The organism is Pseudomonas fluorescens, from assembly GCF_902498195.1.
GTDB classification, from domain to species: Bacteria; Pseudomonadota; Gammaproteobacteria; order Pseudomonadales; family Pseudomonadaceae; genus Aquipseudomonas; species Aquipseudomonas fluorescens_BU.
Genome location: NZ_CABVIY010000008.1, coordinates 348,781 through 364,376, shown reverse-complemented (window position 1 = coordinate 364,376; position 15,596 = coordinate 348,781). Strand labels below are relative to the sequence as shown.

16 protein-coding genes are annotated in these 15,596 nt (G+C 60.8%); 10 read left to right on the top strand and 6 right to left on the bottom strand.

Annotated features, from left to right (window positions below; genetic code table 11):
• Window positions 1-68: 68 nt before the first annotated feature.
• Window positions 69-719 carry a hypothetical protein gene (locus tag F8N66_RS27825; protein ID WP_150773174.1) on the bottom strand — a complete coding sequence of 217 codons (651 nt, stop codon included), beginning with the start codon at window positions 717-719 and terminating at the stop codon, window positions 69-71.
• 371 nt (window positions 720-1,090) lie between these two features.
• Here F8N66_RS27825 and coxB point away from each other — a divergent pair, with 371 nt between their 5' ends.
• The 4 genes from coxB (at window position 1,091) to F8N66_RS27805 (ending at window position 5,478) form a co-directional block, all read left to right on the top strand.
• The gene (gene coxB, locus F8N66_RS27820) at window positions 1,091-2,218 is read left to right on the top strand and encodes a cytochrome c oxidase subunit II (protein WP_150773173.1); all 1,128 of its coding nucleotides are present in this window, start codon (window positions 1,091-1,093) and stop codon (window positions 2,216-2,218) included.
• A gap of 82 nt (window positions 2,219-2,300) precedes the next feature.
• Window positions 2,301-3,887: a cytochrome c oxidase subunit I gene (ctaD, locus tag F8N66_RS27815; protein ID WP_150773172.1), complete on the top strand. Its 1,587-nt coding sequence runs from the start codon at window positions 2,301-2,303 to the stop codon at window positions 3,885-3,887.
• A gap of 126 nt (window positions 3,888-4,013) precedes the next feature.
• Window positions 4,014-4,565 (top strand): cytochrome c oxidase assembly protein, encoded by a 552-nt coding sequence (locus F8N66_RS27810; protein ID WP_150773171.1) that lies wholly within the window; start codon window positions 4,014-4,016, stop codon window positions 4,563-4,565.
• A 25-nt stretch (window positions 4,566-4,590) separates the two neighbouring features.
• Window positions 4,591-5,478: a cytochrome c oxidase subunit 3 gene (locus F8N66_RS27805; RefSeq protein WP_150773170.1), complete on the top strand. Its 888-nt coding sequence runs from the start codon at window positions 4,591-4,593 to the stop codon at window positions 5,476-5,478.
• Between the two features lie 96 nt (window positions 5,479-5,574).
• Here the strand turns inward: F8N66_RS27805 and F8N66_RS27800 are convergent, their stop codons facing one another.
• Window positions 5,575-5,778 (bottom strand): twin transmembrane helix small protein, encoded by a 204-nt coding sequence (locus F8N66_RS27800; protein ID WP_008064738.1) that lies wholly within the window; start codon window positions 5,776-5,778, stop codon window positions 5,575-5,577.
• A gap of 70 nt (window positions 5,779-5,848) precedes the next feature.
• Between F8N66_RS27800 and F8N66_RS27795 the strand changes: the two genes are divergently transcribed.
• From F8N66_RS27795 to F8N66_RS27775, 5 genes are read left to right on the top strand one after another with little or no spacing between them, the layout of a single operon-like run.
• Window positions 5,849-6,589 carry an SURF1 family protein gene (locus F8N66_RS27795; RefSeq protein WP_150773169.1) on the top strand — a complete coding sequence of 247 codons (741 nt, stop codon included), beginning with the start codon at window positions 5,849-5,851 and terminating at the stop codon, window positions 6,587-6,589.
• Window positions 6,555-7,148, top strand: coding sequence for a hypothetical protein (locus F8N66_RS27790; RefSeq protein WP_150773168.1), 594 nt, complete (start codon window positions 6,555-6,557; stop codon window positions 7,146-7,148). Before F8N66_RS27795 ends, F8N66_RS27790 begins: the two co-directional genes overlap by 35 nt.
• A 10-nt stretch (window positions 7,149-7,158) precedes the next feature.
• Complete coding sequence (locus F8N66_RS27785; RefSeq protein ID WP_150773167.1) at window positions 7,159-8,232, top strand: COX15/CtaA family protein; 1,074 nt, start codon at window positions 7,159-7,161, stop codon at window positions 8,230-8,232.
• Window positions 8,220-9,119: a heme o synthase gene (gene cyoE / locus F8N66_RS27780; protein ID WP_150773166.1), complete on the top strand. Its 900-nt coding sequence runs from the start codon at window positions 8,220-8,222 to the stop codon at window positions 9,117-9,119. Before F8N66_RS27785 ends, cyoE begins: the two co-directional genes overlap by 13 nt.
• Window positions 9,116-9,751, top strand: coding sequence for an SCO family protein (locus F8N66_RS27775; protein WP_150773165.1), 636 nt, complete (start codon window positions 9,116-9,118; stop codon window positions 9,749-9,751). Before cyoE ends, F8N66_RS27775 begins: the two co-directional genes overlap by 4 nt.
• 176 nt (window positions 9,752-9,927) lie before the next feature.
• On the opposite strand, the gene F8N66_RS27765 is transcribed toward F8N66_RS27775, so the two are convergent.
• The 3 genes from F8N66_RS27765 to F8N66_RS27755 form a co-directional block, all read right to left on the bottom strand.
• Window positions 9,928-10,701: a MetQ/NlpA family ABC transporter substrate-binding protein gene (locus F8N66_RS27765; RefSeq protein WP_150773164.1), complete on the bottom strand. Its 774-nt coding sequence runs from the start codon at window positions 10,699-10,701 to the stop codon at window positions 9,928-9,930.
• Window positions 10,702-10,777: 76 nt separating this feature from the next.
• Window positions 10,778-11,452: a methionine ABC transporter permease gene (locus F8N66_RS27760; protein WP_095194468.1), complete on the bottom strand. Its 675-nt coding sequence runs from the start codon at window positions 11,450-11,452 to the stop codon at window positions 10,778-10,780.
• Window positions 11,452-12,459, bottom strand: a complete 1,008-nt coding sequence (locus F8N66_RS27755; RefSeq protein WP_150773163.1) for a methionine ABC transporter ATP-binding protein — start codon at window positions 12,457-12,459, stop codon at window positions 11,452-11,454. Before F8N66_RS27755 ends, F8N66_RS27760 begins: the two co-directional genes overlap by 1 nt.
• A 178-nt stretch (window positions 12,460-12,637) precedes the next feature.
• Here F8N66_RS27755 and katE point away from each other — a divergent pair, with 178 nt between their 5' ends.
• Entirely contained in the window at window positions 12,638-14,806 is a 2,169-nt protein-coding gene (katE, locus tag F8N66_RS27750; RefSeq protein WP_224790526.1) for a catalase HPII, read from the top strand.
• Between the two features lie 71 nt (window positions 14,807-14,877).
• On the opposite strand, the gene F8N66_RS27745 is transcribed toward katE, so the two are convergent.
• Entirely contained in the window at window positions 14,878-15,594 is a 717-nt protein-coding gene (locus F8N66_RS27745; protein ID WP_150773161.1) for a PA5502 family lipoprotein, read from the bottom strand.
• Window positions 15,595-15,596: the final 2 nt, after the last annotated feature.

Here is a 15,596-nt window from a genome sequence, read left to right as displayed (position 1 = left end):
GCATTGATGTTGACTGATACAACGCATTCGCGAGCAAGCCCGCTCCCACATTTGAATGGGGTCTTGGATCAAGCCACGGTCTGATCCAGCTCCAGGCCCACGCCGAGGCGGCGGGACATGCACGGCCAGCGTTTCCACGCGGCGCCGGTGTCCGGGCTGCTCAGCTTCTCACGGTAGGCCTCGACCGATTCCAGCGCAAAGCTTTCGTCGTCGAGCATCTTGTCCACCGTGTGATGAACCGCCTCGTCCAGTTGGTTGGCAAATTCCTCACCGATCAATTGGTGGGCAATCAGGTTGGCGACAGTCATGTCCAGGGGGATCAGTGGCTGGCCGAAATGCTTGATGTACAGGTCGTTGACCTCTTCGACAAACCGGTGCGCCAGATAGGCTTCGTCCAGCAGGCTGTCGAGGCCGACATGCCCGGCCATGATCGCCGGCGGCTGAAGGAAGTACTGTTCGGCGATTTTCAGCACCGGTTTGATCTGTGACTCAATGCCCGCTTCCCTGGCGACTTCATTGGCTGCATCCAGCAGGTCAGGCACTTCGTCGATGTAGGCGGCGACAAAACGCGTCAGCACGCCGTTGGCGTCCGTCTCCGGCAATTGGATCGCCGGGTGCAGATGAGGCAGCTTGCTTTCCAGCTGACGGGTCAGCAGGCCGGTTTCGGCTTCGTGTTGTTGGGCTTTTTGGATCTGCTCGCGCAATGCGGCGGTGTTCATGAAAACTCCAGGAAACAAAGGCAATGAAATAGGGAAGACATAACTTAGCTGGCTTACGAAAAATGCTAAGACGCATTTGTCATAATTATTTCATCCTTGAGACACCTGCGTTATATCGGTTTGCCACCACTCGTCTGCATCCTTCTCCATTCGTGACCTGCAACGCAAGTTAATGCTGTTTCACCTGATTTACGCCTTCACATTGCGAGGTGAGAGTCGCTGTCTATACTCGGGTTGGAATGGAGTTAGCTGATGACGCCCGACTGCCCACGCAGCAAGGCCCGGCGATTCAAGTTCGTAGTCTGATGCAGCCGCTCCCTTGCCGCAGGTGAAAGCCGGCGGGATAACAAGAACGATAAGGGGAACCCGCAATGATGCGACATCCACATGTCTGGATGGGCCTCCTGTTGTGGTCGATTTTCAGCCAGGCACAAGCGGCCTGGACTGTGAATATGGCGCCTGGAGCGACTGAAATCAGTCACGCTGTTTTTGACCTGCACATGACCATCTTCTGGATCTGTGTAGTGATCGGCATCATCGTCTTTGGCGCCATGTTCTGGTCGATGATTCTGCACCGCCGCTCGACCGGGCAGGTGGCGGCAAAATTTCATGAAAGCACTACCGTCGAAATCCTCTGGACCATCGTGCCCTTCCTGATCCTGGTGGCCATGGCGGTTCCGGCGACCGCCACCCTGATCAAGATGTACGACGCCAGCGAGCCGGATATCGATATCCAGGTCACGGGTTACCAGTGGAAGTGGCACTACAAATACCTGGGCCAGGACGTCGAGTTCTTCAGCAACCTGGCCACCCCCGCCGATCAGATCCACAACAAGGAAGCCAAGGGCGAGCACTACTTGCTCGAAGTCGACAAGCCATTGGTGCTGCCGATTGGCGCCAAGGTGCGCTTCCTCGTGACGTCGGCCGACGTGATCCACTCCTGGTGGGTGCCGGCCTTCGCGGTCAAGCGCGATGCGATCCCGGGGTTCGTCAACGAAGCCTGGACCCGCGTCGAAAAACCCGGCATCTACCGCGGCCAGTGCGCCGAGCTGTGCGGCAAGGATCACGGGTTCATGCCAATCGTGGTCGAGGTCAAGGAAAAGGCCGACTACGAAAAGTGGCTGGGCGAGCGCAAGGCTGAAGCGGCGCAACTCAAGGAGTTGACCAGCAAGGAATGGACCCTCGACGAACTCAAGGAGCGCGGCGACAAGGTCTACCACACCACCTGCGTGGCCTGTCACCAGGCCGAGGGCCAGGGTCTGCCGCCGATGTTCCCGGCACTCAAAGGCTCGAAGATCGCCACCGGCCCCAAAGACGCCCACCTGAGCATTGTCTTCCACGGCAAGCCCGGCACCGCCATGGCGGCGTTCGGCAAACAGCTGTCGGAAGTCGATATCGCGGCGGTCGTGACCTACGAGCGTAATGCCTGGGGCAACAACAAGGGCGACATGGTCACGCCAAAAGAAGTGCTGGAGCTGAAACAGGCGGAAAGCAAATGACCCGGTCCATTGCGCATACCAGGAACCGGTCGGGGCAACGCGCCCCGGCCCGCCCAGCCCATCCGTTGACAGGAGACAGGCCATGAGCGCCGTCATCGATGACCACGGTCATGCCGACCACGCCCACGGCCCCGCCAAAGGCCTGATGCGCTGGGTGCTGACCACCAACCACAAGGACATCGGCACGCTGTACCTGTGGTTTGCGTTTTCCATGTTCCTGCTCGGCGGCTCGTTCGCGATGGTGATTCGCGCCGAGCTGTTCCAGCCGGGCCTGCAAATCGTCCAGCCGGAGTTCTTCAACCAGATGACCACCATGCACGGTCTGGTGATGGTCTTCGGTGCGGTGATGCCGGCTTTCGTCGGCCTCGCCAACTGGATGGTCCCGCTGATGATCGGCGCGCCGGACATGGCGTTGCCGCGCATGAACAACTTCAGCTTCTGGCTGTTGCCGGCGGCATTCATCCTGCTGGTCTCGACCCTGTTCACCCCCGGTGGCGGGCCGAACTTCGGCTGGACGTTCTACGCGCCGCTGTCAACGACCTACGCGCCGGAAAGCGTGACCTTCTTCATCTTCGCCATCCACTTGATGGGGATCAGTTCGATCATGGGCGCGATCAACGTGATCGCGACCATCCTCAACCTGCGCGCCCCCGGCATGACGTTGATGAAAATGCCGCTGTTCGTCTGGACCTGGCTGATCACCGCGTTCTTGCTGATCGCGGTAATGCCGGTACTGGCCGGTTGCGTGACGATGATGCTGATGGACATCCACTTCGGCACCAGTTTCTTCAGTGCCGCCGGTGGCGGTGACCCGGTGCTGTTCCAGCACGTGTTCTGGTTCTTCGGTCACCCCGAGGTGTACATCATGATCCTGCCGGCCTTCGGTGCCGTCAGCTCGATCATCCCCACCTTCTCGCGCAAACCGCTGTTCGGCTACACCTCGATGGTCTACGCCACGGCGAGCATTGCGTTCCTGTCGTTCATCGTCTGGGCGCACCACATGTTCGTGGTCGGCATTCCGCTGGTGGGCGAGCTGTTCTTCATGTACGCCACGTTGCTGATCGCGGTGCCGACCGGGGTGAAGGTGTTCAACTGGGCCAGCACCATGTGGCAAGGCTCGCTGACCTTCGAGACGCCGATGCTGTTTGCCGTGGCGTTCGTGATCCTGTTCTCCATCGGCGGTTTTTCCGGGCTGATGCTGGCCATCGCCCCGGCGGACTTCCAGTACCAGGACACCTACTTCGTGGTCGCGCACTTCCACTACGTGCTGGTGCCGGGGGCGATCTTCGGGATCTTCGCGTCAGCCTATTACTGGATGCCGAAATGGACCGGCCACATGTACGACGAAACCCTCGGCAAGCTGCACTTCTGGCTGTCGTTCATCGGCATGAACATGGCCTTCTTCCCGATGCACTTCGTGGGTCTGGCAGGCATGCCGCGGCGGATTCCGGACTACAACCTGCAATTCGCCGACTTCAACATGGTGTCGTCGATCGGCGCCTTCATGTTCGGCACCACGCAGCTCTTCTTCCTGTTCATCGTGATCAAGACCATCCGTGGCGGCCCGCCCGCACCGGCCAAGCCGTGGGACGGGGCCGAAGGCCTGGAGTGGAGCATTCCGTCGCCGGCGCCGTATCACACCTTCACTACGCCGCCGGAAGTGAAATGACCATTCGGCCCTTTGTGGGAGCGGGCTTGCTCGCGAAGACCGATAACGCGGTGTTTCTGCCAGACCGCAGCGCCTGCTTCGCGAGCAAGCCCGCTCCCACAGGGGCATGTGTTGAGGGTTGGTATCATGGCTGACTCGATTTCAATGAAAAAACTGGTCACCCGCCTGTTGCTGGTGGTGGTGGCGATGTTTGTCTTCGGGTTTGCCCTGGTGCCGATCTACGACGTGATGTGCAAGGCGTTCGGCATCAACGGCAAGACTGGCGGGCAATACGAGGGCGAGCAGACGGTCGATACCTCGCGTCAGGTGCGCGTGCAGTTCCTGTCGACCAATGCCGCCGACATGTCTTGGGATTTCTATCCCAAGAACGATGAACTGACGGCCAACCCCGGGGCGGTGAACGAGATGATCTTCATCGCGCACAACCCCACGGACCGCCCGATGAGCGCCCAGGCCGTGCCGAGCATTGCGCCCAGCGCGGCGGCGGCGTACTTCCACAAGACCGAATGTTTCTGCTTCACCCAGCAAGTGCTGCAGCCCGGTCAACGGATCGAAATGCCGGTGCGCTTCATCGTTGACCGTGACATGCCCAAGGATGTGAAGCACCTGACGCTGTCCTACACGCTGTTCGATATCACCGCCCGACATCCACCGGTAGCCGTAAACACTGGCGGTTGAGCGTGCCCGATAAGGAGAACAATAAATGGCAACTCATGAACATTATTACGTTCCGGCCCAGAGCAAGTGGCCGATCATCGCCACGTTCGGCATGCTCATCACGGTGTTCGGCCTGGCCACCTGGTTCAACGATCTGAAAGCGGCGCGGCCGGAATCCCACGGTCCGCTGATCTTTTTCGTTGGCAGCCTGCTGCTGGCCTACATGCTGTTCGGCTGGTTCGGCACGGTGATCAAGGAAAGCCGCAGCGGCTTGTACAGCGCCCAGATGGATCGCTCGTTTCGCTGGGGCATGAGCTGGTTCATTTTCTCGGAGGTGATGTTCTTCATCGCCTTCTTCGGTGCGCTGTTTTATGTGCGCCACGTGTCCGGCCCCGCGCTCGGTGGCGAAGGCACAAAGGGCATCGCCCACATGCTGTGGCCGGCCTTCGAGTGGACCTGGCCGCTGCTCAACAACCCGGATTCCAAACTGTTCCCGCCGCCCAAGGAGGTGATCAGTCCCTGGGGCCTGCCGCTGCTCAACACCGTGTTGCTGGTCAGCTCCAGCGTGACCGTGACCATCGCCCACCACGCTTTGAAAAAGGGCCATCGCGGTGCGTTGAAAATCTGGCTGGCGATCACCGTGCTGCTGGGTTGCGCGTTCCTCGGCTTCCAGGCCGAAGAATACATGCACGCCTACCACGAACTGGGCCTGACCCTGGGCTCGGGTATCTACGGCGCTACGTTCTTCATGCTCACCGGGTTCCACGGTGCGCACGTGACCATCGGCACCATCATCCTGTTCGTGATGCTGATGCGGATCATGCGCGGACACTTCGACAACGATCATCAATTCGGCTTCGAAGCGGCCAGTTGGTACTGGCACTTCGTCGACGTGGTGTGGATCGGGTTGTTCGTGTTCGTTTACGTCCTGTAGGAGCGAGCATGCTCGCGATGGACGAAAGAGCACCGCGGGGTGTCAGGTTTCCCGCGTCATCGCTGGTAACCATCGCGAGCATGCTCGCTCCTACAGTTACCAAGGCGCATGAGAGACAAGCTGGCCGCTGAAAAAACCCCAGGCGATCAAGCCGACGGTGATGGCGGCCAGGGCCACACGAACACTCAAGGCAATGACGAGGCGGTTCGAGCTGCTGTCGTCCTTGACCAGAAAAAACAGGCCGCTGAACAGGCTGACAACCGTGGCAATCAGCATCAGGACGATGGCTGCTTTGAGCATGGTGGGACTCCGGGGGACACGCGATGCACTTGAGTATAGCTATCGCACTGACCGACTTTCTGGCGACGCCATGAAGCGCTTTCGGCCGGGTGTTGTGCCGACGCTGGTGGTGGCGCTTTTGCTGCCGCTGCTGGTGTCGCTGGGGTTCTGGCAACTGGGCCGGGGCGCGGAGAAAAGCGCGCTGCTGCAAACCTACACCGAACGCCGGGCCGCCGAACCGATGGCCAGCACCGAGCTGCAACACTCGGCAGACCCGGCCTTTCGCCGCGTTCGCCTGCACGGTCAATTCGATGCCGCACACAGTCTGTTGCTGGATAACCGTCAGCGTGGCGGCAAGGTCGGGGTCGAGCTGCTGCAACCGTTTCAGGACCAGGTGACCGGGCTGTGGCTGCTGGTCAATCGCGGCTGGCTGCCCTGGCCAGACCGGCGCACGCCACCGCAATTCACGACGCCAGCCGAATCCTTGAGCCTGGACGCCTGGGTCTACGTGGCCCCGGGTGCGACCTTCCAGCTCCACGCCGACCCAAATACCAGCACCTGGCCAAAACTGCTGACGGCCATTGACCCGAACGCGCTCTGGGCAGCCCTGGACCGTCAAGGCTTTGCCTACGAATTACGCGCAGAAACCGGACCCGCGACTTACCAGGCCGATTGGCCGGTGGTTGCCATGGGCCCGGAAAAACACATTGCTTATGCCGTGCAGTGGTTCGCCCTGTCGATCGCGCTGTTCGGTCTTTATCTCTACCTCGGCTGGCACAACGCAAAGGAGAAACACCATGGGAGCGGCCATGAATCCACCCAGCATGTCTGAGGCAAAGACGCCGGCGAACCGGCGCAAGGGACGTTTGCAGCTGCTGCTGATTGTGCTCGGGGTGATCGGTCCGATGATCCTCGCCACCGGCATGTACAAATTGCAGTTCTGGGTGCCGGAGGGCCGTAGCTATCACGGCGAACTGATCGGCAACGGCCAGACCCGCGCCGAGCTGGGCGTGCAGGCCGATGAAGATCGCTGGCAGTTGCTGGTGACCGCGCCCAGGGAATGTGCCGTGGACTGCCAGCAACTGGTGTACCTGGCGCGGCAGGTCCAGATCGGCCTGGGCCGCGATGCCGGACGAGCCAGCCATGCGATTGCCGCCGCTCAGCCGCTGGGCACGGATTACGACGCCAAGCTGACGCGGGAGTATCCGCAACTGCAACGCTATCCGCTGGATTTGGGCACCTTCAACAAAACCACCGGTGACAAGGCTGTGCCGCAACTGTGGATCATCGACCCCCACGGCAACCTGGTGCTGCGCTACGACCCGTCGGTCAAAGGCAAGGACCTGCTCAACGACCTGCGCCACCTGCTGAAACTGTCGAACATCGGATAAGGGCATCGTCATGGCCAAACCTGGATTTCGCCTCGCGTTGTTTGCCACCCTGCTGGCACTGATTGTGGTGTTGCTCGGTGCCTACACCCGCCTGACCCACGCGGGCCTCGGCTGCCCGGACTGGCCCGGCTGCTATGGCTTTATCAGTGTGCCGAAAAGCGAAGCCCAGCTGGCCCATGCCGAACTGCATTTCCCCGACACGCCAGTGGAGGCGCACAAGGGCTGGAACGAGATGATCCACCGCTACTTTGCCGGCAGCCTTGGCCTGCTGATTTCGGTGTTGGCCGGACGGGCCTGGGTTCATCGGCGGCATCCCGGGCAACCGGTGAAGTTGCCGTTGTTCCTGCTGGCGGTGGTGTTCGCCCAGGCCGCCTTCGGCATGTGGACGGTGACGCTCAAGCTCTGGCCGCAAGTGGTCACCGGGCATTTGCTCGGCGGATTCGCCACGTTGAGCCTGCTGTTTTTGCTGACCTTGCGCCTGTCCGGCGTACTGCCGGCGCTGACGGTGCCCCGGCGCTTGCAGTACTGGGCGACCGCCGGGCTGTTGCTGGTGATCGGGCAGATCGCCCTCGGTGGCTGGGTCAGTTCAAACTACGCCGCCGTGGCGTGCATCGACTTTCCGACGTGCCACGGACAGTGGCTGCCACCGGCTGATTTCGCCAACGGTTTTCACCTGACCCAGCACATCGGCCCCAACTATCTCGGCGGGCAACTGGACAGCGACGCCCGCACCGCGATTCACCTGACCCACCGCATCGGCGCGTTGCTGGTGACCCTGGTGCTGCTGGGCCTCGCCTGGCAACTGAAGGTTGTCGGCATGACGCGGCTCGCCGGGTTGGTGCTGATCGCTCTGGCGGCGCAGATCACGCTGGGCATCAGCAACGTGCTGTTCCACCTGCCGTTGCCGGTGGCCGTGGCGCACAACGCCGGAGGCGCGGCGCTGTTGCTGACGATGGTGCTGGTCAACTACCACGCCCGAACCAGTCTGGTTCGGGTCAAGCAGCCGACGCGCTGGCGCTTCAGCCCGCGTAAACATTCAGCCGGGCCCATAACAATAAAAGGAGAGATGCCATGGCGATTCTGATCGGCGAGCGTCACAGCCAGGCGATCTGGCGTGACTACCTGGAGCTGACCAAACCCAAGGTGGTGGTGCTGATGCTCATTACCTCGCTGGTGGGGATGTTCCTCGCGACCCGCGCCGGGGTGCCATGGACCGTGCTGGTGTTCGGCAACCTGGGGATCGCCTTGTGCGCTGGCGGTGCGGCGGCGGTCAACCATGTGGTCGACCGGCGAATCGACGCGGTGATGGCGCGCACCCACAAGCGGCCATTGGCCGAAGGGCGAGTCTCGCCGGCCGCGGCACTGACATTCGCACTGGTGCTGGCGCTGCTCGGCCAGGCGTTGCTGCTGGCGTTCACCAACCCGCTGACCGCATGGCTGACCCTCGCGTCGCTGCTTGGCTACGCGGTGGTCTACACCGGCTTCCTCAAACGCGCGACACCGCAGAACATCGTCATCGGCGGCCTCGCGGGTGCAGCCCCGCCCCTGCTTGGCTGGACCGCCGCCACCGGCCACATCAGCGCCGAACCGCTGTTGCTGGTGCTGATCATCTTCGCCTGGACACCGCCGCACTTCTGGGCCCTGGCCATCCACCGCAAAGAGGAATACGCCAAGGCCGACATCCCGATGCTGCCGGTGACCCATGGCGAGCATTACACCAAGGTGCACATCCTGCTTTACACCTTCGCCCTGCTGGCCGTCAGCCTGATGCCGTATGTGATTCACATGAGCGGCCTGCTCTACCTGATCTGCGCCATCGGCCTGGGCGCGAGGTTCCTGCAATGGGCCGTGGTGCTGTACCGTGGCACTCGGCCGCACGCGGCGATCAACACCTTCAAGTACTCTATCTATTACTTGTTCCTGCTGTTCATCGCCCTGCTCGTAGACCACTACTTATTGTTGAACCTATGACTCGAACCCAGAAAACCGTCTTCATCCTCGTCGCCCTGATCGCGCTGGTCCTGGGCCTGACCATCAACAAAGTGCTCTCCGGCAAAGGCCAGGGCGACCCGACGGCGTTGATCGATGCCGGCATCATTTTGCTGCCGCAAAGCCGCAATCTGCCGGATGTGACCATGACCGATCAGGACGGCAAACCGGTGGCGGTCAACGCGCTCAAGGGCAAGTGGAGCCTGCTGTTCTTCGGCTACACCTTCTGCCCGGACATCTGCCCGACCACCCTCGCCCAGCTGCGCCAGATCAAGAGCGAACTGCCGCCAGAAGCGGTGGAGAAGTTGCAGATCGTGCTGGTCAGCGTCGACCCGAACCGCGACACGCCCAAGCAACTCAAGCAATACCTGGGCTACTTCGATCCGCAGTTCATCGGCCTGACGCCGTCCTCGGTCGAAGAACTGCAAAAAGTCGCCAACGCCGTGAGCATTCCGTTCATACCGGCGGACACCAGCAAGCCGAACTACACCGTCGACCACAGCGGCAACCTGGCGGTGATCGGCCCGGACGGGACGCAGCGCGGGTTCATTCGGGCGCCGTTGAACAACCAGAAACTGGTGGCGCAGTTGCCGGTGATGCTTAACCGCAAATAACCTGGCTGGCATTTATCCCATGTGGGAGCGGGCTTGCTCGCGAAAGCGGTGTGTCAGTCAGCCTGTCTTTTGACCGATCCACCGCTTTCGCGAGCAAGCCCGCTCCCACATTTGACCGCCATTGATCATAAAAAAAGGGACGCTCATGGCGTCCCCTTTTTCGTTGCAGCAACCAATCAGAACGCCGGCACGACCGCGCCTTTGTACTTCTCGAGAATGAACGCCTTCACTTCCGGACTGTGCAGCGCAGCAACCAGCTTCTTCATCGCTTCGCTGTCCTTGTCGTCCGGACGGGCCACCAGGATGTTCACGTAAGGCGAGTCGCTGCCTTCAATGACCAGGGCGTCCTTGGCCGGGTCGAGCTTGGCTTCCAGCGCGTAGTTGGTGTTGATCAGCGCCAGGTCGACCTGGGTCAGTACGCGCGGGATGGTCGCCGCTTCCAGTTCGCGGAATTTAAGGTCTTTACTGTTTTCGGTGATGTCCTTGACGGTCGACAGGATGTTGTTCGAATCCTTCAAGGTGATCAGGCCGGCCTTGGCCAGCAGCAGCAACGCACGGCCGCCGTTGGTGGCGTCGTTCGGGATCACCACGTTGGCGCCGCCAGGCAGTTCGGTCAGGGCTTTGTACTTGCTGGAGTAGGCGCCCAGGGGTTCCAGGTGCACGCCGGCAACCGATACCAGGTGGGTGCCCTTGGCCTTGTTGAACTCATCGAGGTACGGCTGGTGCTGGAAGAAGTTGGCGTCCAGGCGTTTTTCCGCAACCTGTACGTTCGGCTGGATGTAGTCGGTGAAGACCTTGACCTTCAAGTCCACGCCGTCCTTGGCCAGCGCCGGTTTGACGAACTCAAGGATTTCCGCGTGCGGGACCGGGGTGGCGGCGACCGTCAGGGTGTCAGCGGCGTGGGCGGAAAAGGCTGCAACGGCAGCGAACGCGACGAGTAGTTTTTTCATTCAGCTAACTCCATGTGAGGCGCCCGTTTGGCGCCTGCCAGCGATTGGCCGGCTCATTTGTAATGTACGAAAACGCTTATTTACGGGAGAAGTGCACAACCAGCTTGTCGCCGACGGTTTGCAGGACCTGCACCAGCACCAGCAGCAATACCACCGTGACCACCATCACGTCAGTCTGGAAACGCTGGTAACCGAAGCGGATCGCCAGGTCGCCCAGGCCACCGGCGCCCACTACACCGGCCATGGCCGTGTAGGACACCAGTGTAATCGCTGTCACCGTAATCGCCGCGAAGATGCCCGGACGGGCTTCGGGCAACAACGCATTGGTAATGATCTGCCGCGTGGTCGCGCCCATGGACTGGGTCGCTTCGATGATGCCGCGATCCACCTCACGCAATGCGGTTTCCACCAGCCGCGCGAAGAACGGCGTGGCGCCCACCACCAACGGCGGGATCGCACCGGCGACACCCAGCGAGGTACCGGTGATCAGGACGGTGAACGGAATCATCACGATCAGCAAAATGATGAACGGCAGCGAACGCAGGATGTTCACCACCAGAGACAACATGGCGTAGACGCCTTTGGCTTCCAGCAACTGGCGCGGGCTGCAGAGGAACAGCAACACCCCCAGCGGCAGGCCCAGCAACACGGTGAACAACAGCGAGCCGCCGAGCATCAGCAGGGTGTCGCCGGTGGCCAGCCAGATTTCGAACCAGTCGATGTTGGCGAAGAAACTTGTCAGGGCTTCCATCAGCGCAGCACCTCCATGTGGACGTCCGCTGCGGTGAAGCGGGCGAAAGCCGCTTCCATGTCACCGCCAGTCACGGCCAGGGTCAGTTGCCCGTAAGGGATGTCTTTGATGCGATCGATGCGACCGGCGAGGATGCTGTAGTCCACACCCGTTTCGCGGGCGACGGTGCCCAGCAACGGTGCGTAGGTCGCTTCGCCCTGGAAAGTCAGACGCACGATGCGGCCCGGCACGTGAGCGAAGTCGTCGCGCTGCTCGCCTTCGTCGATCTGCTCGTCTTCTTGCACGAAGCGCTTGGTGGTCGGGTGTTTCGGGTGCAGGAACACCTCGGCCACCGACCCCTGCTCGACGATCACGCCAGCATCCATCACACCGACCTGGTCGCAGACCCGGCGGATGACGTCCATTTCATGGGTGATCAGCACGATGGTCAGCTTCAGCTCGCGATTGATCTCGGCCAGCAATTGCAGGACCGACGCCGTGGTCTGCGGGTCCAGGGCACTGGTGGCTTCGTCGCACAAGAGGATTTTCGGCTTGGTGGCCAGGGCGCGGGCAATGCCGACACGCTGCTTCTGCCCACCGGACAACTGCGCCGGGTATTTGTTGGCGTGATCGGACAAGCCGACCCGGGCCAGCAATTGGGCGACACGCTGGTCGATGTCACTGCGGGACAGTTCACCGGCCAGTGTCAGCGGCAGCGCGACGTTGTCGGCCACGGTCTTGGAAGCCAGCAGGTTGAAGTGCTGGAAAATCATCCCGACCTGTTGCCGGAAACGGCGCAAGCCGTTGGCGTCGAGTGCGGTGACTTCTTCGCCGTCGACAATGATCTTGCCGCCGCTGGAATTCTCCAGGCGATTGATCAGACGCAGCAGGGTACTTTTTCCCGCACCGGAATGGCCGATCAGGCCGAAGACCTGACCGTTTTCAATCGTCAGATTGGTCGGGTGCAGGGCGGGGATATCCTTACCGGCGACGCGGTAGGTTTTATGGACGTTTTGAAACTCGATCACGTAGCGAACCTTGTGGGGCGCGTTGGAAAAGGATCAGCGGTTAGCCGGGCGCGCATTTTAGCCTGTCCGTATAGAGGTTCTTAGCATTTATTTCGCATTCAACCAGTCATTTGGCAATAACGCGATCAAAGGTCAGATAAAAGGAACGGCAAAAAACGTAACCAGTCACTACTTAGGCATCTCGAAAAAGCCTGAGGAGTCACGCCTGATGAGCACTAAGAAGCCTGCCGCACCCAAGAGCGAAATGGCCGGGACCGATACCCCGGACCGCAGCAACACCAATGCCAAGCTCGATAGCCTGGAAAAATTCCGCTCCGACGCCACGGGCGAAGCCTTGCGCACCAATCAAGGCGTGAAGGTGGCGGACAATCAGAACACCCTGAAGGCCGGTGCCCGTGGGCCGTCGCTGCTGGAAGATTTCATCATGCGTGAAAAAATCACGCATTTTGACCATGAGCGCATTCCCGAGCGCATCGTCCACGCGCGCGGTACCGGCGCCCATGGCTATTTCCAGACCTACGAGAACCATAGCGTATTGACCAAGGCCGGTTTCCTGCAGAACCCCGGCAAGAAAACCCCCGTATTCGTGCGCTTCTCCACGGTACAAGGCCCTCGCGGGTCCGGCGATACCGTGCGCGATGTACGAGGTTTCGCCGTGAAGTTCTTCACCGACGAAGGCATCTACGACCTCGTCGGCAACAACATGCCGGTGTTTTTCATTCAGGACGCCATCAAGTTTCCCGATTTCGTACACGCGGTGAAACCCGAACCGCACAATGAAATACCCACCGGCGGCTCGGCTCACGACACGTTCTGGGACTTCGTCTCGTTACAGCCAGAGTCCGCGCACATGGTGATCTGGGCCATGTCCGATCGGGCGATCCCGAAAAGCCTGCGCAGCATGCAGGGTTTCGGGGTGCACACCTTCCGCCTGATCAATGCCGAAGGAACATCGCGCTTCGTCAAATTCCACTGGCGCCCCACCGCCGGCACCTGTTCGCTGGTGTGGGACGAAGCGCAAAAGCTCGCGGGAAAAGACACCGACTACCACCGTCGCGACCTCTGGGAGTCCATCGAGACCGGTGACTACCCGGAATGGGAACTGGGCGTACAGGTCATCGAAGAGGAAAACGAGCACGCCTTCGACTTTGACATCCTCGATCCCACCAAATTGATCCCGGAAGAACTGGTGCCGATCACACCGTTGGGCAAAATGGTCCTCAACCGCAACCCGGACAATTTCTTTGCCGAAACCGAGCAAGTCGCGTTTTGCCCCGGCCATATCGTGCCGGGCATCGACTTTTCCAACGACCCGTTGCTGCAAGGCCGGTTGTTTTCCTACACCGATACCCAGATCAGCCGACTCGGCGGGCCGAACTTTCACGAGATTCCTATCAATCGCACGATTTCACCCTTGCACAATGGCCAGCGGGACGCGCTGCACCGCACCACCATCGACAAGGGCCGCGCCGCCTATGAGCCAAACTCCATCGATGGCGGCTGGCCGAAGGAGACTCCGCCCGCCGCGCAGGATGGCGGCTTCGAGAGCTATGCGGAACGCATCGACGCCAACAAGATCCGCCAGCGCAGCGAGTCGTTCAGCGACCACTTTTCCCAGGCGCGGCTGTTCTTCCACAGCATGAGCAAGCATGAGCAGGAACACATCATCGCCGCCTACAGCTTTGAATTGGGCAAGGTGGAACGTGAGTTCATTCGGGCACGGCAGGTGAATGAAATCCTGGCCAACATTGACCTGGACCTGGCCAAACGGGTCGCGCAGAACCTGGGGATGCCAGTGCCGAAGGCCGGTACGGTCGATGTACCGAAAACGTCACTGGAACGCTCCCCTGCCCTGAGCCAGGCCAACTTGCTCCCGGGCGACATCAAAACCCGCAAAGTGGCGATCCTGGCAGCCAATGGCGTTGACGGTGCGGCGATTGATGCGATGAAGAAAGCCCTGGAAGCTGAGGGCGCGCACGCCAAACTGCTCGGCCCGACCTCGGCGCCGGTCACCACTGCGGACGGCAAGTCGTTGCCCGTGGACGCTTCCATGGAAGGTTTGCCTTCAGTGGCGTTCGACGCCGTGTTCGTGCCCGGTGGCGCGGCGTCGATCAAGGCATTGAGTACTGATGGCGTGGCGCTGCATTACCTGTTGGAGGCTTACAAGCATCTGAAGGCGATTGCGTTGCATGGCGAGGCGAAGCAGTTGCTGGATGTATTGAAGCTGGAGGCTGATGCGGGGCTGATCGAGGGGACGGACGCCAAGTTGTTCAAGGCGTTTTTTGCGGCGATCGGGCAGCATCGGGTTTGGGACAGGGAGCCGAAGGCCAAGGGGATTCCGGCCTGAATGTAGCCAAAACAAATGATCGCAGCCTTCGGCAGCTCCTACAGGAGCTGTCGCTGGCTGCGATCTTTTTCTCAGGGCTTGCGGGGGGTAAGAACCATCTGCGCCGGAACGCTGCGATCAATCTGTCGCTCCAGCTTCAAATCGAACTCCGGATCAAGCTTGTTCACCCGCTTGGTCAGCAAGTTGGCCAGCCATGGATAATCATCGGTACGCGGCACCTGAATGCTCACGTCGCATTGAAAATTCACCACATCGGCGGCGATAGCGTCCAATTGACGGCGCATTTTTCCCATATCGGTGAACTTCAGCTTCACCGTGGTGCTTTCAGCTTCCGGATCAATGACCTTGGCTTTGCGCTTGGCTTCGGCAGACTTCAGGTCCGCTTCGGCTTTATCCAGTTCCGCCTTGCGGGCTTGCGCAAGGGCGCCGTTGACCCCGCCGGTCAGCGCAGGCGCCTTGGGCATCAGGGCGCGGGCACGGGCCAGGGCCGTGGCAGCCGCGTTGACATCACCTTTTTGCAGCACGATCTGACTCCGCATCAGATAGGCTTCGGCCAATTGCCGCTGGTATTGTTCCAGGGATTGATCGTCGGGCGATTGCGCCTGCAAAGCGGCCAGCTGACCTTCGGCGGTGGCCAACTCGCTGCTGGCCAGGCTTTGTTCCAGCTGTGCAATCGCCGTCGCACGCGCATCCTGGGCCTCGATGGCTGCCGGTGGCGTGCTTTGGCAAGCGCCCAGTAGCAGAGAAAATGCGACAAGGAGCAGATAACGGGAGGTGAACAGCTTCATTC

Bases quoted from the DNA above. Each gene is read 5' to 3' on its own strand.
- F8N66_RS27825 (WP_150773174.1), bottom strand. From the start codon at position 719: ATGAACACCGCCGCATTGCGCGAGCAGATCCAAAAAGCCCAACAACAC.
- coxB (WP_150773173.1), top strand. From the start codon at position 1,091: ATGATGCGACATCCACATGTCTGGATGGGCCTCCTGTTGTGGTCGATT.
- ctaD (WP_150773172.1), top strand. From the start codon at position 2,301: ATGAGCGCCGTCATCGATGACCACGGTCATGCCGACCACGCCCACGGC.
- F8N66_RS27810 (WP_150773171.1), top strand. From the start codon at position 4,014: ATGGCTGACTCGATTTCAATGAAAAAACTGGTCACCCGCCTGTTGCTG.
- F8N66_RS27805 (WP_150773170.1), top strand. From the start codon at position 4,591: ATGGCAACTCATGAACATTATTACGTTCCGGCCCAGAGCAAGTGGCCG.
- F8N66_RS27800 (WP_008064738.1), bottom strand. From the start codon at position 5,778: ATGCTCAAAGCAGCCATCGTCCTGATGCTGATTGCCACGGTTGTCAGC.
- F8N66_RS27795 (WP_150773169.1), top strand. From the start codon at position 5,849: ATGAAGCGCTTTCGGCCGGGTGTTGTGCCGACGCTGGTGGTGGCGCTT.
- F8N66_RS27790 (WP_150773168.1), top strand. From the start codon at position 6,555: ATGGGAGCGGCCATGAATCCACCCAGCATGTCTGAGGCAAAGACGCCG.
- F8N66_RS27785 (WP_150773167.1), top strand. From the start codon at position 7,159: ATGGCCAAACCTGGATTTCGCCTCGCGTTGTTTGCCACCCTGCTGGCA.
- cyoE (WP_150773166.1), top strand. From the start codon at position 8,220: ATGGCGATTCTGATCGGCGAGCGTCACAGCCAGGCGATCTGGCGTGAC.
- F8N66_RS27775 (WP_150773165.1), top strand. From the start codon at position 9,116: ATGACTCGAACCCAGAAAACCGTCTTCATCCTCGTCGCCCTGATCGCG.
- F8N66_RS27765 (WP_150773164.1), bottom strand. From the start codon at position 10,701: ATGAAAAAACTACTCGTCGCGTTCGCTGCCGTTGCAGCCTTTTCCGCC.
- F8N66_RS27760 (WP_095194468.1), bottom strand. From the start codon at position 11,452: ATGGAAGCCCTGACAAGTTTCTTCGCCAACATCGACTGGTTCGAAATC.
- F8N66_RS27745 (WP_150773161.1), bottom strand. From the start codon at position 15,594: ATGAAGCTGTTCACCTCCCGTTATCTGCTCCTTGTCGCATTTTCTCTG.